Annotated in this window: 20 protein-coding genes; 9 read left to right on the top strand and 11 right to left on the bottom strand. The window is 69.0% G+C overall.

Features of this window, described 5'->3' with window-relative positions; all coding sequences use genetic code 11:
- Complete coding sequence (locus tag EBN03_RS22465) at window positions 1–309, top strand: hypothetical protein (RefSeq protein ID WP_122190071.1); 309 nt, start codon at window positions 1–3, stop codon at window positions 307–309.
- 553 nt (window positions 310–862) lie between these two features.
- Window positions 863–1,480, top strand: a complete 618-nt coding sequence (locus tag EBN03_RS22455) for a hypothetical protein (protein ID WP_122190069.1) — start codon at window positions 863–865, stop codon at window positions 1,478–1,480.
- Window positions 1,481–1,497: 17 nt separating this feature from the next.
- Here the strand turns inward: EBN03_RS22455 and EBN03_RS22450 are convergent, their stop codons facing one another.
- Window positions 1,498–3,030: an amino acid permease gene (locus EBN03_RS22450; protein ID WP_122190104.1), complete on the bottom strand. Its 1,533-nt coding sequence runs from the start codon at window positions 3,028–3,030 to the stop codon at window positions 1,498–1,500.
- A gap of 187 nt (window positions 3,031–3,217) precedes the next feature.
- On the opposite strand from EBN03_RS22450, the gene EBN03_RS22445 reads away from it, so the two are divergent.
- Window positions 3,218–4,057, top strand: coding sequence for a cupin-like domain-containing protein (locus tag EBN03_RS22445; RefSeq protein ID WP_122190068.1), 840 nt, complete (start codon window positions 3,218–3,220; stop codon window positions 4,055–4,057).
- A 17-nt stretch (window positions 4,058–4,074) separates the two neighbouring features.
- Here the strand turns inward: EBN03_RS22445 and EBN03_RS22440 are convergent, their stop codons facing one another.
- Both EBN03_RS22440 and EBN03_RS22435 read right to left on the bottom strand, forming a co-directional pair.
- On the bottom strand, window positions 4,075–5,139 hold the full coding sequence (locus EBN03_RS22440; RefSeq protein WP_122190067.1) for a GGDEF domain-containing protein: 1,065 nt from the start codon (window positions 5,137–5,139) through the stop codon (window positions 4,075–4,077).
- 108 nt (window positions 5,140–5,247) lie between these two features.
- The gene (locus EBN03_RS22435) at window positions 5,248–6,048 is read right to left on the bottom strand and encodes an SDR family oxidoreductase (RefSeq protein ID WP_122190066.1); all 801 of its coding nucleotides are present in this window, start codon (window positions 6,046–6,048) and stop codon (window positions 5,248–5,250) included.
- Window positions 6,049–6,265: 217 nt separating this feature from the next.
- Between EBN03_RS22435 and EBN03_RS22430 the strand changes: the two genes are divergently transcribed.
- Window positions 6,266–6,592 (top strand): plasmid stabilization protein, encoded by a 327-nt coding sequence (locus tag EBN03_RS22430; protein WP_122190065.1) that lies wholly within the window; start codon window positions 6,266–6,268, stop codon window positions 6,590–6,592.
- An 84-nt stretch (window positions 6,593–6,676) separates the two neighbouring features.
- The gene (locus EBN03_RS34630; RefSeq protein WP_199742918.1) at window positions 6,677–6,832 is read left to right on the top strand and encodes a DUF6131 family protein; all 156 of its coding nucleotides are present in this window, start codon (window positions 6,677–6,679) and stop codon (window positions 6,830–6,832) included.
- 39 nt (window positions 6,833–6,871) lie between these two features.
- On the opposite strand, the gene EBN03_RS22425 is transcribed toward EBN03_RS34630, so the two are convergent.
- A complete protein-coding gene (locus EBN03_RS22425; RefSeq protein ID WP_233608539.1) occupies window positions 6,872–7,579 on the bottom strand; it encodes a PAS and ANTAR domain-containing protein in 708 nt (235 codons plus the stop codon).
- Between the two features lie 127 nt (window positions 7,580–7,706).
- Between EBN03_RS22425 and EBN03_RS35575 the strand changes: the two genes are divergently transcribed.
- On the top strand, window positions 7,707–7,832 hold the full coding sequence (locus tag EBN03_RS35575) for a hypothetical protein (RefSeq protein ID WP_267899303.1): 126 nt from the start codon (window positions 7,707–7,709) through the stop codon (window positions 7,830–7,832).
- A 32-nt stretch (window positions 7,833–7,864) separates the two neighbouring features.
- Here EBN03_RS35575 and EBN03_RS22420 read toward each other — a convergent pair whose 3' ends face one another.
- Complete coding sequence (locus tag EBN03_RS22420) at window positions 7,865–8,083, bottom strand: DUF6480 family protein (RefSeq protein WP_122190063.1); 219 nt, start codon at window positions 8,081–8,083, stop codon at window positions 7,865–7,867.
- A 366-nt stretch (window positions 8,084–8,449) separates the two neighbouring features.
- On the opposite strand from EBN03_RS22420, the gene EBN03_RS22415 reads away from it, so the two are divergent.
- Window positions 8,450–8,770, top strand: coding sequence for a hypothetical protein (locus tag EBN03_RS22415; RefSeq protein ID WP_147471668.1), 321 nt, complete (start codon window positions 8,450–8,452; stop codon window positions 8,768–8,770).
- A gap of 19 nt (window positions 8,771–8,789) precedes the next feature.
- Here the strand turns inward: EBN03_RS22415 and EBN03_RS22410 are convergent, their stop codons facing one another.
- The 3 genes from EBN03_RS22410 to EBN03_RS22400 form a co-directional block, all read right to left on the bottom strand.
- A complete protein-coding gene (locus EBN03_RS22410) occupies window positions 8,790–10,445 on the bottom strand; it encodes a bifunctional 3'-5' exonuclease/DNA polymerase (RefSeq protein ID WP_199742917.1) in 1,656 nt (551 codons plus the stop codon).
- Window positions 10,446–10,861: 416 nt separating this feature from the next.
- Window positions 10,862–11,785, bottom strand: a complete 924-nt coding sequence (locus tag EBN03_RS22405) for a TIGR03560 family F420-dependent LLM class oxidoreductase (protein WP_122190060.1) — start codon at window positions 11,783–11,785, stop codon at window positions 10,862–10,864.
- 16 nt (window positions 11,786–11,801) lie between these two features.
- On the bottom strand, window positions 11,802–12,200 hold the full coding sequence (locus EBN03_RS22400) for a nuclear transport factor 2 family protein (protein ID WP_122190059.1): 399 nt from the start codon (window positions 12,198–12,200) through the stop codon (window positions 11,802–11,804).
- 93 nt (window positions 12,201–12,293) lie between these two features.
- On the opposite strand from EBN03_RS22400, the gene EBN03_RS22395 reads away from it, so the two are divergent.
- Window positions 12,294–12,929: a TetR/AcrR family transcriptional regulator gene (locus EBN03_RS22395; RefSeq protein ID WP_122190058.1), complete on the top strand. Its 636-nt coding sequence runs from the start codon at window positions 12,294–12,296 to the stop codon at window positions 12,927–12,929.
- Between the two features lie 9 nt (window positions 12,930–12,938).
- Here EBN03_RS22395 and EBN03_RS22390 read toward each other — a convergent pair whose 3' ends face one another.
- From EBN03_RS22390 to EBN03_RS22385, 3 genes are all read right to left on the bottom strand, one after another.
- Window positions 12,939–13,100: a hydrophobic protein gene (locus tag EBN03_RS22390; protein WP_122190103.1), complete on the bottom strand. Its 162-nt coding sequence runs from the start codon at window positions 13,098–13,100 to the stop codon at window positions 12,939–12,941.
- 193 nt (window positions 13,101–13,293) lie between these two features.
- Window positions 13,294–13,428 (bottom strand): hypothetical protein, encoded by a 135-nt coding sequence (locus tag EBN03_RS35570; RefSeq protein ID WP_267899302.1) that lies wholly within the window; start codon window positions 13,426–13,428, stop codon window positions 13,294–13,296.
- 31 nt (window positions 13,429–13,459) lie between these two features.
- Window positions 13,460–14,020, bottom strand: a complete 561-nt coding sequence (locus EBN03_RS22385) for a hemerythrin domain-containing protein (RefSeq protein ID WP_122190057.1) — start codon at window positions 14,018–14,020, stop codon at window positions 13,460–13,462.
- A 167-nt stretch (window positions 14,021–14,187) separates the two neighbouring features.
- Between EBN03_RS22385 and EBN03_RS22380 the strand changes: the two genes are divergently transcribed.
- Entirely contained in the window at window positions 14,188–17,058 is a 2,871-nt protein-coding gene (locus EBN03_RS22380; protein ID WP_122190056.1) for an FAD-binding and (Fe-S)-binding domain-containing protein, read from the top strand.
- The last annotated feature ends 1 nt before the right edge of the window (window position 17,059 follow it).

The raw sequence follows: 17,059 nt of genomic DNA, 5'->3' as shown, positions 1-17,059 counted from the left end.
GTGAACGACCGGATACCGCCGGCTGTCGCGGGCACCGAGCGCGACCTGGACCTGCTGTTCGATCAGCTGGACCGGCTACACCAGCTGGTGCGGGACGATCCCGGCCTGTCAGCGGACAGCGACGGGCTCTACGACTTCAGCATCATGTGGGGAGTGCTGCTGTCGGGCCGGCTGCCACGGCTGGCGCACTACAGTGACCAGGGCAGATTGTCCGCGGCCGGGCAGGCCCGCTTCGACGAGCTGCGCAATCGATTGCGGAAAGCCGCGCCACTCATCGCACGATTGTCGCTCGCGAAACCGCGGACCTGATGCCCGGTCAGTGTTCGTTCCCGGTGGCCGGCGCCGGTGGATTATCGGGCCGGCTCGGCGGTGAGGCGAACATGATCTGCCGCCACCAGGCGGCGAGCGGACTGGGTTCGGGCCACACCACCTCGGGCGTTACGGCGCGACGCACTCTCTTGCGGTTCTGCATGACAACCTGCGATTCGATCGATTCCGCCGAACTGCCTCGGGTTTTCGACTACCCCGGGACCGGCGACACTCTCATCTGAGCCGGCCCCCGGGTGCGGCTGCGCCACGCCGGCGCAACTCGTTCTGGAGATCCGCCGCCACGCTACCTCGAGCCCGGCCCTGCCGGTTTCAGCCGGAGTATGCCGTGTCGAGCCGTTTCGTGCCTCGGACCGGTGGTCGTCGCTGGACACATTAGCCACGCTGATCGAAACCGCGTGAAACAGTTCTTGATCGCTCATCTTCGGACGGGAATCATCAGGCGGTGTCCCCAACACCACCTGCTGCGACTCTAATTGCGTTGCAACACAAGGTAATTAGAGCTCCCCGCAGGTTTCGTTCGAAGAAGGCACCGATGATGATGCGTACTCGTTCCCGTCGAATCCGCAGCGCGACGATCGCGTGCGCGGCCCTGGCCGCCACCGTCTGCGGACTCGTGACCGCCGTTCCCGCCGCGGCGGCCACCTACCAGTACACCGTGGCGGGCAATACCGACCCGGCCGGCGCCTACCACGTCACGGGTCAGCCGACGATGTTCAGCCTCCTCGGTGGGCCGGCGCCGTTGACCTGCGCCACCGCGACGTTCAGCGGCTCGATGCCGAACGTCGCCGGCTCGTCCGGCACGATCGGCACCCTGTCGGCCGTCACCTTCGCTCAATGCACCGACGCCGCGGGTGCGCCCGTCACCGTCACCGCGACGGTGCATCCGGCGACGCTCACCGTCACGGGCGGGGCCACGATCTCCGGATCGATGCCCAGCGCAACGATCGGCATCGCGGTCAGTTCCGCGACCTGCTCCTACAGCCTGGCTCCGACGACAGTGCCGAACTGGACGATCTCGAGTCACACGATGCAGCTCGCAGCGGATTTCCGCCCGCAGGCGGTCACCGGCGCCTGCGGGTCCCTGCCGCCGGTTTTCGTCGGCCCCCGCGGCGCGATCGAGCCGACCGTGACCAGCAGTCTCGCCGGCTGACCCGGGGCCGAGCACCCTCAAAGCCCCACGCCGCCGGGCCCCTCCGGTCCGCCGAGGTGACCGAGCGCGTCGGTCTCCACACCCGGGTGAGGGGCGGCCCGCCGGCCGACCAGCGAGTGCCGGTAGCCGTAGCCGAAGTACACGACGATGCCGATCGCCATCCAGACCACGAACCGGATCCAGGTCTCCACCGACAGGTTCAGCATCAACCATCCGCAGGCCAGCACCGCCAGGACCGGCACCAACGGCACCCCCGGAACCCGGAAACCGCGGGGCAGATCGGGGCGGGTGTGTCGCAGCACGATCACGCCGATACAGACGAGGACGAACGCGAACAGCGTCCCGATGTTCACCATCTCTTCGAGCGTGCCCATCGGAAAGAACCCGGCGAGGACGGCGGAGACCACACCGACGACGACGGTGATCCGCACCGGGGTGCCGTGGCGGCCGGTGCGCGCGAGTCGCCGTGGCATCAGGCCGTCGCGCGACATCGCGAACAGCACCCGGGCCTGGCCGAGCAGCATGACCATCACGACCGTGGTCAGGCCCGCCAGCGCGCCCAGATTGATCACCCACTGCGCCCAGGTGACCCCGTGGTATTCGAAAGCCGTTGCGAGCGTGGAATTGTCGGTCGCGAGCTCGGTGTACTTGACCATGCCGGTGAGCACCAGCGTGACCGCGACGTAGAGCACCGTGACGATCGCCAGCGAGCCCAGGATCCCCCGCGGCAACGCGTGCTGCGGGTTCGCGGTCTCCTCGGCGGTGGTCGCCACGACGTCGAATCCGATGAACGCGAAGAACACCAGGGAGGCGGCGGCGAGCAGTCCGTACCAGCCGTACGTACTGCCGCCCGCGCCGGTGAGCAAGGAGAACAGCGACTGGTGGATGCCGGCGCCGGTGCTCTTCGGTGCGGATGCGGGAATGTACGGCGAGTAGTTGGCCTTGCTGATGTAGAACGCACCGACCACGATCACCAGCAACACCACGGCGACCTTGATACCGGTGACCACCTGGGACACCCGCGCGGACAGCTTCGTCCCGGTCGCCAGGAGCACGGTCAGCACGGCGATCAGCAGCACCGAACCCCAGTCGAAGCGCACCCCGCCGAACGAGACCACGGTCGAGCCCTCGGCGCCGATCACATTGCCCAGATACAGCGACCATCCCTTGGCGACCACCGAGGACGCCAGCGCGAACTCGAGCGTGAGGTCCCAGCCGATGATCCAGGCGACGAACTCACCGAACGTCGCGTACGAGAAGGTGTACGCGCTGCCCGCGACCGGCACCGTCGAGGCGAACTCGGCGTAGCACAGGGCGGCGAGACCGCAGGCGACGGCGGCCAGCACGAAGGCGAGCGAGACCGACGGCCCCGCGACATTGCCCGCGGTGCGGGCGGTCAGCGTGAAGATGCCGGCTCCGACGACGACGGCGACCCCGAAGGTGGTCAGATCCCACGCGGTGAGGTCCTTGCGCAGTTTGCTGTCGGGCTCGTCGGTGTCCGCGATCGACTGCTCCACCGATTTCGTCCGGAAGATCCCGGTGCGTGCCATCGCTGCCTCCTCGAACCGGTCCGTCGTCGCAGTGTATTGCGCGGAGTTGCCGCCGTGGTGCAGCCGCGGACACCGGCCGCGTCCGGCGGGAAACGATGCCCCCGGAATTCGGGTCTTTCGCCGCAGCGGGTATCGGCTGAACACTTGAGGCCGCCGATCGGGGCGCGTGGCTACGGAGGTTGCACGAATGGATGTCGAACTCGTCAAGGTCATCGATCTGATTCCGGGGGTGGTCCGCGAATTGCCGCGCATCGCGGCCGCGGACCTGACCCCGGGCCGATTCATGGCCGAGTATGTTCATCGGCGCCGGCCCGTTGTGATCACCGGAGCGGCGCGGACCTGGCCGGCCGTGTCACTGTGGTCGGATATCGAGTATCTCGCGGAACGGGCCGGTGACCACGAGGCACTCGTCGGCACCGGCCTCAATTTCAATCAGTGGAAGCACTTCTTCGACAACGGATACGGGCACTACCAGCGTGTCCGGTTGGCCGATGCGCTGCGGCAGGCACACGCCGCGCCTCCGGAGGAGGCCGTCATGTCGGGATCTTTCCTGCTGCCGCCGAAGTGGGAGAACGACATCGGCCGGCACCGGTTCCTGAGCGAAGCCGACGACAAAGCGCCCTTGGCCTCTGCGCGGCATCGAATGTTCGGCTACCGGAACGCCGGAACCGATTGGCATTGGCACATCGCCGACGAATCACTCACCACACAATTGCGCGGGACGAAACGGTTCTCGTTGTTCGAGCTCGACGAGACGAACCGGAAATTCTATTCGTACCTGATCGCGCACAACCTGCATCATGTCGGCAAGGCCGCCACATTGCTTCGGGACAAGCCGCCGGTGACCAAGTACGAAACCGTCCTCCGGCCGGGCGAGACGGTGTACATCCCGCCGGTCTATTGGCACGGCGTGGATCCGGCCGACCACGAGATCGGCCTCACCTTCGTGCACTGCTTCCGGACCCCACTGCGACCGTTGCTGCGATCGGCCCGTGCGATCGTCCGGGAGTGGGCGGCCGCCCTGTGAGGTCCGCGGGCTGCCCGTCAGGCCGCGAACACCACGGTGTTGCCGCCCAATTGCTTTGCCCGGTACATCGCCGAATCCGATCTGCGGAGCAACTGTTCGGGGTCGGGGCGGGTGTCGTCCGCGGTGACGGCCACCCCGATGCTGGCGGTGACGGGTCCGATGGCCGCCGCGACGGCCTGGCACAGCCGTTCCGCTTCACTCATGGCGGCACCGGCGTCCAGCGGCGCGAGGACGACGAATTCCTCGCCGCCACTGCGGGTGACGATCGAGGCCGGCGGGCGGGCCGCCAGTAGGCACGCCGCGGTGCGGACGAGTACTTCATCGCCGACGCGGTGCCCGAAGGTGTCGTTCACCTGCTTGAACCGGTCGAGATCGATGGTCATCAGGGCGATCGAGTCGTGGATGCCGGGTTGGAACCAGGACGAGACGTAATAGTCGAGGCCCCGGCGATTGAGCAGACCGGTGAGTGGATCGGTCAGCGCGTCCATCCGCAGGATCCAGTAACAGAGTTGCAGTGCGGGCAGCACGAGCGCGGTGACCGACACCATCGTCAGCACGATCGACACACTCGCTAGGCCGTCGCTCTCGGCGTCGTGCACGGTCAGCCAGGTCAGGGTCAGGACCGACAGCACCGACCACGCGCTGTGGACGGTGAGGATGCGAGGACCGTGGAAGATCGCCAGGTAGCCGCCCGGGATCACCAGCCGCATCAAGCCGAGCGCGCCGAACAGCCGGTCACTGTCGACCAGACACTGGGCGGTGGTCAGCACGTCGGCGCTCGCCATCAGGATCAGGGAGGTCTTCTCGCTCGGCCAGGGCGCGTACCACCAATAGCACGCCCACGCGACCGAGAAGACGATGTTGAAAGTGGTCACCAGGCTCCAGGCCCCGGCCGGCCCGGACGTGGACTTCAGGTCCATGGTGAGGATCACCGCGAGAACCGCTCCGACGAGCGCGGCGATCCCCTTCATGACGGGCAGTGCGCCGCGGGCGTCGAGCGTTCGGACCAGCCACCGATAATCCAGGCGATCGTGCCACCAGGCGCCTACCGCCCGCCAGCCGGTCACCTCCGCTCCGATCATCGGTCACCTCTCCGCTTCGGCCCGCTACCGATCGGCAAATTCTCTGGCTACCGAGAAATGTACACAGCGTCCGGGGTGGAACCGGTCCGGTATCGGCCGAAGCGGTGACTACAGCTGCCAGATCTGCGGCCAGTCCCGGCCGCGGAACGCCGCGTCGGTGCCCCCGTCGACGAAGATCACCGAACCGACGAAATAGCTCGCCTCCGGGCCGAGCAGATAGGTCACCAGCGACGCGACCTCCTCCGGGCGGCCGCCGCGCCCGGCCGGGATGGTCGCCAGGAACTGTTCCATGCCGGCACCGACCAGCGGATCCTTGCGGCCCTCCGCGGTCATGGGAGTCTCGATCAGTCCCGGCGCGATCGCGTTGAGCCGCACGCCCTGCGCGATGTACTCCGCGGACCGGGTCCGCGCGTAGTACGCCAGCGCCGCCTTGGTCGCCGGATACGCCTGCACCGCAGCGAGTTCGCCGTAACCGGAGGCGATCGAGCGGGCCTTCTCCTCGTCCCCGTCCAGGCAGGCCTGGGCCAGCTCGGCCGGCCAATTCGGCTGGCAGGTGGTCGAATTCGAGCTGATCAGCACCACCGACGGGTGCTGCCCCGCGACCAGCAGCGGGCGCAGGCCCTCGAGCAGTTCGATCGCGCCGAAGTAGTTGACGCCGATCAGCAGATCCGCGGACCGTCCGGCCGCCGCGGCCAGACCCGCGAACGGCACGAAGCCGTCGATCGGACCGTCCGCCAGTTCGGTCACCCGGGCGATCGCCTCGGCGCGCCCATCGGCGGTGGCCAGGTCGGCGACGACGTCGGCCGCGTGCCGGTCGACGCCGATGACGCGATGCCCACCGGAGGTCAGCCGGGCCGCCGTCGCGGCGCCCAGCCCGGAGGCGGTGCCGGTGAGGACATAAGTTGCCATCTGTTCGCTCCTGAATCGTCAATGACAGTGCCTACGCAGGCTCGGCACCACTCTGCTACACCGGCTCGGTCCGGCCGCGACTTTCTCCCGCCCGGTGGGAAAACCGTGGACGGTCGCGCGAGTGTGGATTCCGGACGGACGGGTAGTCGGACGCTAGGTCCGCACCCATACCGCACAGTTACCGGACCGGCGGACCACACGTGACAGGAGGTGTGTCGTGCCGAAGCAATGGACCGCCAAACAAGAACGCGAATACGAGCACATTCGGGATTCGGCCAAGGCCCGAGGTGCGAGCGAGAAACGCGCGAAAGAAATCGGCGCTCGAACCGTCAACAAGAACCGCGCTCAGGCCGGGCAGACGCGCACAGCCAGCCGTTCGTCGGTGCGGGACATGTCCCCGCAACGCCGGGGCGGCCAGCGATCCCATTCGGGTGCGCAAGGTCCCACCTATGACCAGCTGTACAACGAGGCACGCCAACGCAATATCGACGGCCGCTCGAAGATGAACAAGTCCCAGCTCGCGCACGCGCTGGGCCGCAGCTGACAGCGGTGCCACGCCGGCGTTTCGGGCATCGAGCCCAGTCTCGGTGCCCGCGACAACGGCATCGAACGAAACCAGGTAGCAGTCATGATTGTTCTCGGAGTGATCCTTCTCGTCCTCGGATTCATCTTCAGTGTTCCGATCCTGTGGACGCTCGGCATCGTGGCCCTCGTCATCGGCCTCGTGCTGCTGTTGTTCGGGTCGATGGGGCATCCCATCGGCGGCAGACGCTATTACTATTGACCTTCCGGCGTACTACCCCGAGATGCGGATTCGGTTGCGTCAGTGCGGGATACGCTCGTGCAGGGTGAGCAGGAGATGGTCGAAGGCCGCGACGGTGGTATCCGCCGCGGCCGGCACGCCGGGCAGTTCCGCCAGGAGCTGTTCGGCGAGTTCGCGCACGCGGGTGTTGGTTTCCTGCGACCGCCACACCAACAGTTCGAACGCTTGTTCGTCGGTGATGCGGTAGATGCGCATGAGCACGCCCTTGGCCTGCTCGATCGCCGCCCGGGCCTCGATCAGCTCGGGTAGCTGGTCGTTGAGCGCTTCCCGGCCGGCGGTGGCGATGGTGCCCGACAGGTCGACGTAGTACCCGGCGGTGCCGACGGGGCGGCCGTCCGGGCCGAGGATGCGGTCGGCGACCACCATCACCTGGTGTTCGGTGCCGCGGGTGTCGATGAAGCGGTGGCGGCTCGAGAACGGCTCGCCCTCGGTGATGGAGCGGGCGATGATCTCGGCGACCTGGTCGCGGTCGCCGGGATGTTTGTGCCGCAGCAGCAGGTCGGTGGTCGGCTCGATCTCGCCGGGGGTGTAGCCGTGCATTTGATACACCTCGGGTGACCACTCCCAGCGGCGGGTGGCGAACCAGAACCGGAAACTACCGGTCCGCGGTCCCGCGGACTCATTCGTCGGTTCGGTGTCCGCCACGGGCTCGGAGGGCGGCGTCTCGGGCAAGCCCGGCTCTGCCGGCGGCTCGACGGGAGATTCCACCCGACCATCCTGCCATCTGGGGAACTCGCCTGCCAGCACCGGGTACCGGCCGCCGGCGCACCGGCCTCCGGTCAGCTGCCCGGTGCCGGGATGTGCGGGACCGGCGACGCCGGGTATCACGCCGTACATGGAATTCGCGCTGCTATTGATCGTTCCCGTCGTGATCACGATCGTCGTGATCGGTCGTCGACGCCGTGGCGGCCGCGACGGCGACCGCCCGGCGACGACGACCGACGACCCGGTGGTCAAGTGATACGACGGGTTTTGAGCACGCCTGCGTGCCGCTCACAGGAGCAACGACACCGCGACGATCACGAACACCGCCACCAGCACCATGATCACCGCGATGGCGGCGATGCCGGTCGGCGGGAAAGCGTAACTCGTCCGGGGTTCGGGCGCGGACAGCCCCGAGGTTTGCGCGGTCTCCGGCGGCGTCCTGCCCGGGGCGACGCCGCCACCGGGTTCGAGGTCGGGAGTGCGGGCGGGATCCGGATCCATCGACATGACATCTCCTCCGATTCGGCGAGCAACGAACCCGGCACCCGCCGCGGCGCGGTGCCGAGCCCGGTAGTGCTGGACGTCCAGCGGATGCCCTGATCAGGGCCGAGAAAACCGGTTGTCCGCGCCGGCACCGAATCGGCCGACGGCGCATCGGTCAGCACGCGCGGCTACCGGCCGTCGGCCCGTGGGCAGGCGCGGCGGTCCCGCACATTCTCCGATCGGCGTGACCCTCGCGACCCCCGCCGGACTTCCGGGGCAGCGCAGCGGCAGTGCTGTGGCCGAAGTCCTATGGGCGGCCGGTGGATTCGCATCTCGGGAACGAAATAGACTGGGATGTAACGTAATACAGAGAGTCTTCGGGGGGCAGTGGTGCGCGATCTGATCGTCATAGCCGCGCGGGTGGCGCTGGTGGTGGCGGTGGGCGCAACGGCCTTCGTGGCCTGGGAACACATGCGCGACGCCGGCAGTGACAAGTCCTGCGCCCACTACGTGCAGCAGAACTCCGGCGACCAGCAGCAGGAGCTCGACCGGTATCTCGCCCAGCACCCCACCGGCGCCCCCTCGGCCCCGGTCTCGTTCGGCGATTTCATCGGTGACGGCCATTCGCTGCTGTGCGCGGTGCGCTCCGGCTCGGGCGGTACCCTGCCCAGCGGGTCGGGTCTGAATCCGCTGCCGGCACAGCCGCATTGACCCGATTGCCGGTACCCGGTCACTTGGCGTCCCAGTAGCTGTCCACCACCGCGGTGGTGAACGGGAACCGCACGGGTGTGGGACCGAACGCGAGGCGCCCGGCGATTTCGGCGGCGGCCGCGACGGCGGCCGCGACCGTCTCGGCCTCGTCCGCCGGGCAGTGCACGATGACCTCGTCGTGCTGGAAGAACACCAGTTCGGCGCGCAAGCCGGCGGTGGCCAGTTCGCGGCGCAGTGCCGCCAGCATCAGCAGGGCCCAGTCGGCGGCACTGCCCTGCACCACGAAGTTGCGGGTGAAGCGGCCCCGCGCCCGGGCCGCGGCGCTGTCCCCGGCACCGGGTGCCGGTTCGGCCGTCTCCGCCGGGCCGGACGTCACGGGTGGACTGGTCCGGCCGAGCCAGGTGCGGACCAACCGGCCTTCTTCACCGGCCCGGGCCGCGTCGTCGACGTAGGCGATCGCGATCGGATAGCGGCGGCGCAGTTCGGCCATGTGAGCCAGGGCGCCACCGGAAGTCTGGCCGTAGACGGCGCCCAGCATCGCGATCTTCGCGTGTGCCCGGTCACCGCCGAACGCGCTGCCGGCCAGGTCCGCGTACATGTCGTCGCCGCGGCCGGCGACCGCCATCAAATCAGGATCCCGCGAGATCGCCGCCAGGACACGCGGTTCCATCTGGGCGGCGTCGGCGACCACCAGCTTCCAGCCCGGGTCGGCGCGCACCGCCCGGCGGATCACCTTCGGGATCTGCAGGGCACCACCGCCGTTGGTTGTCCACCGGCCGGATACCGTTCCGGCGGGCAGATATTCGGGGCGGAACCGGCCGTCGTGAACCCACTGTTCGAGCCAGGACCAGCCGTGGGCGGTGTGCAGCCGATACAGCGCCTTGTAGGTCAGCAGCGGTTCGACGGCCGGGTGGTCGATGCGCTGGAGTTCCCATTTCCGCGTGGAGGACACCGCGATTCCGGCGCGCGCGAAGGCCTTGACGATGTCGCCGGGCAGGTCGGGCCGGATCCGGGCACCGAAGGCCCGGGAGATCTCGTCGGTCAGCTCGGCCAGCCTGCGCGGTGGTCCACCACCCGGAAACCGCTCGCCCAGTAGCGAATCCAGCACCTCACGGTGAACATCGGCATGCCACGGGATCCCGGCTCGTGCCATTTCGGTGGCGACCAGCCAGCCGGCCGATTCGGCGGCGACAAGCAGCCGCATCCGGTCCGGTTGCGCGACTTTCTCGGTGCGGGCCAGCTGGGCGGCGTAGACCGCCAGCAGCGTGGCGAGTTCGTCGGACCCCGGCGGCAGGGCCACCGGCGCCGGGTCGAACAACAGTGGCTGGGTCTCGGCCGCCCGGGCGGGCGTGTCCGCCGGGATCGGCAGCCGGTTCAGCCGGGCCCAGGCGGCGGCCAGTGACCGCGGCTGCCCGGACTGCCCTTCCTCGGCGCCCACCAGCAACGACTCCGCCGCTTCGACGTCGTAGCAGCGGTCCACCCACACACCCGCGTCGAGCAGGCGCCGGTAGATGTCTGCGGTCGAACGCCACACCCAGCGCTCGACGTCGGGCCGCGAACGGATGGCTGCGGCGAGACATGTCTCGGTGACGACCGGGCCGGCAGGGCGACCGTCCGGGGCGAGCGCGCACAGGCGCGCACCCCCGCCCTCCGTTGCCACGACCGCCCAGCGCACGCCCAGAGTCTCGCACCACGTCCCGACAGAGCCGTGCGACGCCTACCCGATGCGATCGAGTGAGCATCGATCGTGCCGCCGGGTCAGATGCAGAGAGACAAGTCAGCCGATCCCGGCATCGGGATGGTGAAACAGAGGTTCACCGATCCGAGCGGGGGCGGAGGTGGCGGGGGCGCCGGTTCCTCCGCCGGCGGTGGTGGGGGCGGGTCGTCGTCGGCGAAGGCCGCCGGCGTCCCCAATGCGAGCAGCGGCACAACCAGGGCGGTAGTGACCGCCCAACCAGCAATTCTTGTCAGCATCTCGCATCAACTCCTACCGAATGAGCACACCGGAAGTCAGTGATGAACCGAAACGATCATGTGACGCTAACACCACCGCTGAACTGCGCCGACGGATTTGTGTCATTGTTCCCAGTCCTAGATCTGGCCCTCGACTCGGTCGAGGGCCGGGTGGTCGAGCGTGGCGGCCGGAACCATCTCGCCCACAGCGGAAACGGCGGCCAGCACCGGCGCCAATGTCACCTCCGTCCACGGCGTGGTGGCGATGACCGTCACGTGGCCGATGCCCAGCGTCGCCAGGAAGGCGCAGCGGTCCGCGAACGAGCCGGCGGACTCCCCCGGCGCCAGCGCGGTGCTCACCGTCTTCTCGATGTCGTTGCAGGAGCGGCCGATTCGTTCGCAGTGCCCGGCCAGCACACGGAGTTTGTGGCCGATGGTGCGGCCGCCGTCGGGCACATCGCCCAGGTTGCAGGCGTCGGCGTAGCGGGCGACGAGCGGCAGGGTGCGCTGCTCCCCCATGCCGCCGATCAGGATGCGCGGGCGGCCGAAGACCGGCTGCGGGTGGTTGAGTGGGCGTTCCAGCCGGTAATGGGTGCCGTGGAAGGGCCGCTCGTCGCCGTCGAACATCCGGGTGGCCAGCCGCAGCGTTTCCTCGAGCCGGTCGAACCGCTCACCGGTCGCGGGGAACGGCAGGCCCAGGGCCGCGGCCTCGCCGACGTGGTGACCGGCGCCGATCCCGAACCAGGCCCGGCCGCCGGACAGCACGTCGAGCGCGGTGACCGCCTTGATCAGCAGGCCCGGTGGCCGGAAGGTCACCGCGCTGACCATGGTGCCCAACCGGACCCGGCTCGTGCGGGCCGCCAGATAGCCGAGCAGCGTGTAGGCCTCGAGCGCCGGATCGTCTTCCGGCAGCCGCGGATGCGCCTGGATCAGATGATCGGGAACCCAGAGCGTGTCGATACCGCCCGCGTCCACCGCGGCGGCCACGTCGGCCAGCCGTTGCGGCAGGCCGGATCGCGCGTGCGGCCAGGAGATGTCGGTCAGGCTGATGCTGATGCGCACGGTCGGACCCCGCGATTCAGCGGGCGAAGCTCGGCCGGGTACCGGCGGGAATCATCGGCCCGCTCAACTGCACCTTCGCCAGCCGCCACTCGTCACCGGCGCGGACCGCGACCATGCCGACCCGGAACGACTCGTTGATCTCGCGTCCCCGCGCGGTGGTCCGCTGCCGCTGGACGGCCTCCACGAGGACGACGTCCCCTACCTCACGCAGGTGCGGCTCGAGCACCTCGAATTCGTGGTTGAGCAGCCCGTCGCGGTGCCGCTGTACCCACTGCTCGACGTCGAGCACGAAGCCGACCGGCCCGATGCCGAGGAAGTTCGAGGTCAGCAGGGTGTCGAACGCGGAGACATCGCCGTCGCGTTCGGCGGCGGCCCAGCGCTGGACGAGATCGAGAACGGCGGATTCGGTGGTCATGACTACCTCCAGAAATCTTGGAGTGGCTCCAACTTTTACGTAGAGCGACTCTAATATTGGAGTCACACCAAGTCAACCGGGTAGGCTGCAGCGATGACCGTGGAGGTAGGGCTCAGGGAGCGCAAGAAGCAGCAGACCCGCGCGAAGATCATGGACGCGGCGCTGAACCTGTTCGCCGCACGCGGCTTCGACGACGTCCGCGTCTCGGAGATCGCGCGGCTCGCCGAGGTCTCCGAGGCCACGATCTTCAACTACTTCCCCACCAAGGAAGATCTCGTCTACCAGGGCATGGGCACCTACGAAGACGCCCTCATCGCGGCGATCCGAGACCGGCCGACCGGCACGCCGATCCTCACCGCCGCACGCGAATTCGTGGTGCAACGCCGCGGTGCCCTGGCGACCGCCGACCCCGCGGCCCTCGCACGCGTGGCGACCATGGCCCGGCTCATCGCCGGCAGCGCCGCCCTGCGCACCCGCGAACAGCAGATCATCGACCGGGCAACCACCGAGCTGGCCCAGCTGATCGCCGCCGAGCAGGTGCCGGAAGTACTCGCCTACACGAGTGCCAATGCGCTGCTGGGCATTTCGCGAGCCCTTACCCGAGAAGTGCACCGCCTGGCCCTGGCGGGCCGAACCGGTGCCGACATCGCCGCGCACATGCTCGCGGAGGGCGCCCGCGCCTTCGACCTGCTCGAAGACGGTCTCGGCGAGTTCGCCCCCGGGCGGTGACGGCGGGAGTCACCATCGGTACCAGTGCCCACCGCCGTCCGCGCTGCGGAACAAGAAGCCGAGCAGCCAGATCACCAGGACGGCCACCGCGATGTACCACAGGACCTTCACCGCGAAGCCGACGCCGAACAGGATCAGTACGAGAAGCAATATCGCCAGAAGGGGAAGCATTCCGGTCACCTCCGAATCGCGGATTTCCCACGGCGGCCGTGGTATTCGGCGTCCGGAGCGATTCGCCCGGTGCGCCCGGCGACGACAGCGGAGCGGGTCACGTCCTGGTGATCGCATCGGCGTTGATGGTGCTCACGGAATCGTCTGCCAGTCAACGGCTACCCGCCCTACTGCGGTCCAATCACGCTGTGGCTCACATACCCATCATGTTGCGCATGCGCTCGAGCCAGTCGATCACCATGTCCAGGAATGCGCCCATCATTTGACCCATCATCACGAACCCCTCAGATTGCCGTTGTTTCGAGCACCGGGCGAATACCACGTTCACCGCAGGTCAACCGGGGAAACGCGTACCGAATTCAGTGCCCGTGGGCCCGGGAGAAGTCACGCACCGCGTCCAGGACCCGGTCGAACGCACCCAGCAGCGGCGCGGCCACGGTGTTCGCGAGGGCGGACTCACCGGCGTGCGGATGCGGGTGCGTGGGCCCGACGGTCTGCGCGGCCTCGACCGAGACGGCCATATCGCGCAGGTCCTCGGGTTGTCTACCGGCCCGCAGCAGCGGGAACTCGTACAGCTCCTCGTAGCTGGCGTGATGCCGGACGGCCGTCGCGAACTTCTCGAACAGCTCGTCGAACCCCGGATCGTCGACGCCGAGTTCCCGCAGGTCGGCGAGAACGTGTTTCGCCTCGTGCTCCTCGTCCAGCCGGGCGTCCACCACCGCGTTCCCGCCCGGAAGGCTGCGTACCGCCGGATGGACCACCTGTTCCTCGGCACTCTCGTGGAGCGTCAGCATGCCCACGAGCGCGTCGAACGTCTCCGGTCTGGCCGTGGTGCCCTCGACCAGCAGATCCAGCAGATATTCGACCTCCCGGTGCTGGCGGAGCAGTACCTCGATCACATCGTCGTCCGGGTTGCTCATGACCGCCGTCCCTTCTCTCGATCGACGACCCGCGAGTACCACGGCGTGTCCTGCGGAAACGGGCGCGGCGGGCGGCCGTTTCCCGAGGCCGGATGAGGGTAAGCGCGCCGTGAGCAGTCGGCCCGGAACAGACGGCTCGAGCCGCCGATCGGAGATCGAGGTGACCGATGAGCACTCGACACGACAGCCGGACGCGATGGCCGCTGGACGCGGCCGCCGCCGATCTCGCCGACGCCGTCACCGGTGAGGTCCGGTTCGATTCCGGCTCCCGCGCGGCCTATTCGACCGACGCGTCGAACTATCGCGCGCTGCCGCTGGGGGTGGTCGTGCCGCGCACCCCTGAGGACGCCGTCGCCGCGGTCGCCGTGTGCCGGGCGCACGATCTGCCGCTGTTGTCGCGCGGCGGCGGGACCAGCCTGGCCGGCCAGTGCTGCAATGCCGCGGTCGTACTGGACTGGAGCAAATACTGTCGCGAGGTGGTCGCGGTGGATCCGCAGGCTCGTACCACGGTGGTCGAGCCCGGAATCGCGCTCGACAGCCTCAACGATCGGCTGGCGCCCTACGACCTGATGGTCGGGCCCAAGCCGTCCACGCACGTCAGCTGCACGATCGGCGGGATGATCGGCAACAACTCGTGCGGCGCCTCGGCACAGGCCTACGGAAAGACGGCCGACGCGGTCCGCCGGCTCGAGATCCTCACCTACGGTGGGCAGCGCATGTGGGTCGGCCCCGGCGACCACGGCCTGGACCCGGCACTGCGCGCACCGCTCGGCTCGATCGTGGACCGCTACGCCGAGGACATCCGCCGCGGCTACCCGCATATTCCGCGCCGCGTGTCCGGATACAACCTCGACTCCCTGTTGCCCGAGAACGGCTGCGACATAGCCAAATTCCTCGTCGGCAGCGAAAGCACCCTGGTCACGGTGCTGCGCGCCGAACTCGACCTGGTACCCCGGCCGGGCGCGATCGCCCTGGCAGTCCTCGGTTTCGACGACGTCTACGCCGCCGCCGACGCCGTGCCGGCCGTCCTGCGGCACCGGCCCGCGGCCCTGGAGGGCCTGGACCATCGACTCGTCCAGCTGGAGCACTCGCGCCGGCTCGCCGAGCGGGCGATCCACCAGCTGCCCGACGGAAACGCTTGGCTGATGGTCCAATTCGACGGCACCGACCAGGCCGAGGCCGACGAGCGGGCCCGCGACCTGCTCGCCGACCTGACCGCCGCGAACGGGATCACCGGGATCCTGGTCGACGAACCGGAACGCGAGGCCGAGCTGTGGTCGGCCCGCGAAGCCGGTCTCGGCGCCACCGCCTATCCGCCCGACGGCCCCGAAACCCACGAGGGCTGGGAGGACGCCGCCGTCCCACCCGAGCGGCTCGGCGACTACCTGCGCGAATTCCACACGCTGCTGGACCGTTTCGACTACGGCGCCAGCTCGCTCTACGGCCACTTCGGCCAGGGCTGCGTGCACACGCGCATCCCGTTCGACCTGCGCACCGCCGAAGGAATCGCCCACTACCGCGAATTCGCCCGCGAGAGCGCCTGTCTCGTCGTCCGCTACGGCGGATCACTGTCCGGCGAACACGGCGACGGCCAGTCCCGCGCCGAACTGCTGCCGATCATGTTCGGCGACCGGATCATCACGGCCTTCGGCGAGGTGAAGTCGCTGTTCGATCCGGGCGACCGGATGAATCCCGGCAAGGTCGTCGCGCCCCGGGCCCTGGACGCCGATCTGCGCCAGGGCACGGGGTACCGCCCGTGGGAACCGCACACGTATTTCGCCTTCCCCGACGACGGGCACCGGTTCAGCCACGCCGCCGATCGCTGTGTCGGCGTGGGCAAATGCCGCGGCGCGGACGGCGGCGTCATGTGCCCCAGCTACCGGGTGACCCACGAGGAGGAGCATTCGACCCGCGGTCGCGCCCGGCTGTTGTACGAGATGCTGAACGGCGAGCTGATCGACGACGGCTGGCGTTCCACCGAGGTTCGCGACGCCCTCGATCTGTGCCTGGCGTGCAAGGGATGTCGCAGCGACTGTCCCGTCGACGTCGACATGGCCACGTACAAGGCCGAATTCCTGTCCCACCACTACGCCGGTCGGCTGCGGCCGCGCGCCCACTACACGATGGGCTGGATCCCGCTGTGGGCCCGGCTCGCCGCACCGGTGTCGCCGCTGGTCGACGCCCTCACCCACACGCCGGGAGTGCGCCGTGCGCTCGCTCGCGCGGGCGGCGTGGATCCCCGCCGGGAGCTGCCCCGGTTCGCGCGGCACCGGTTCACCGAAAGCTTTTCGGGCCCGGTCGGATCCGGCACGCACGGTCGAGTCGTGCTGTGGCCGGACACCTTCAGCAACAACTTCGAACCACAGATCGCGCACGCCGCCGCGGCGGTGCTGACCGCCGCCGGATTCGACGTCCGGGTGCCGCGCCGGAGCGTGTGCTGCGGCCTGACCTGGATCTCCACCGGCCAGCTGGCGACCGCGCGCCGAGTGCTGCGTCGCACGCTGGCCGTCCTCGAACCCGCGCTGCGCGCCGGCACCCCGGTGGTCGTGCTCGAACCCAGTTGCGCCGCGGTCTTCCGCGGTGACCTGCCCGAGCTCCTCGACGGTGACGAGGACGCGCACCGCCTGGCCGGGCAGACCCACACCCTCGCCGAGCTGCTGCGGGCCCGCGCCCCCGAATGGACGCCGCCGCGCGTCACCGGACCGGTCTTGGCCCAGCCGCACTGCCACCAGCACGCCCTGCTGGGCTCGGACGCCGACCGTGAACTGTTCGACGCCGCGGGCGCCGACCTCACCCTGCTCGACGCCGGATGTTGTGGCCTGGCAGGTAATTTCGGGTTCGAGCGGGGACACTACGAGGTCTCGGTGGCCTGTGCGCAGGATCAGCTGATCCCGGCCCTGCGCGCCGCCGCGCCCGAGACCCGCGTGCTGGCCGACGGATTCAGCTGCCGCACCCAGATCCGCCATCTACTGCCGGCCGCGCAACCCCGGCACACCGCCGAGGTGCTGGCCGCGGCGCTGCGGGACGAGTCGCCGTGAC

The sequence above is a fragment of the Nocardia stercoris genome, assembly GCF_003696265.1.
In the GTDB taxonomy this organism is placed as follows: domain Bacteria; phylum Actinomycetota; class Actinomycetes; order Mycobacteriales; family Mycobacteriaceae; genus Nocardia; species Nocardia stercoris.
This window is presented reverse-complemented; position numbering and strand designations above follow the sequence as displayed.

Excerpts from the sequence above, each read along its gene's own strand:
- EBN03_RS22400 (WP_122190059.1), bottom strand. The coding sequence starts at position 12,200 with ATGACCACCGAATCCGCCGTTCTCGATCTCGTCCAGCGCTGGGCCGCC.
- EBN03_RS35575 (WP_267899303.1), top strand. The coding sequence starts at position 7,707 with ATGGAATTCGCGCTGCTATTGATCGTTCCCGTCGTGATCACGATCGTC.
- EBN03_RS34630 (WP_199742918.1), top strand. The coding sequence starts at position 6,677 with ATGATTGTTCTCGGAGTGATCCTTCTCGTCCTCGGATTCATCTTCAGT.
- EBN03_RS22445 (WP_122190068.1), top strand. The coding sequence starts at position 3,218 with ATGGATGTCGAACTCGTCAAGGTCATCGATCTGATTCCGGGGGTGGTC.
- EBN03_RS22380 (WP_122190056.1), top strand. The coding sequence starts at position 14,188 with ATGAGCACTCGACACGACAGCCGGACGCGATGGCCGCTGGACGCGGCC.
- EBN03_RS22435 (WP_122190066.1), bottom strand. The coding sequence starts at position 6,048 with ATGGCAACTTATGTCCTCACCGGCACCGCCTCCGGGCTGGGCGCCGCG.
- EBN03_RS22420 (WP_122190063.1), bottom strand. The coding sequence starts at position 8,083 with ATGTCGATGGATCCGGATCCCGCCCGCACTCCCGACCTCGAACCCGGT.
- EBN03_RS22390 (WP_122190103.1), bottom strand. The coding sequence starts at position 13,100 with ATGCTTCCCCTTCTGGCGATATTGCTTCTCGTACTGATCCTGTTCGGC.
- EBN03_RS22455 (WP_122190069.1), top strand. The coding sequence starts at position 863 with ATGATGATGCGTACTCGTTCCCGTCGAATCCGCAGCGCGACGATCGCG.
- EBN03_RS22450 (WP_122190104.1), bottom strand. The coding sequence starts at position 3,030 with ATGGCACGCACCGGGATCTTCCGGACGAAATCGGTGGAGCAGTCGATC.
- EBN03_RS22395 (WP_122190058.1), top strand. The coding sequence starts at position 12,294 with ATGACCGTGGAGGTAGGGCTCAGGGAGCGCAAGAAGCAGCAGACCCGC.
- EBN03_RS22440 (WP_122190067.1), bottom strand. The coding sequence starts at position 5,139 with ATGATCGGAGCGGAGGTGACCGGCTGGCGGGCGGTAGGCGCCTGGTGG.
- EBN03_RS22385 (WP_122190057.1), bottom strand. The coding sequence starts at position 14,020 with ATGAGCAACCCGGACGACGATGTGATCGAGGTACTGCTCCGCCAGCAC.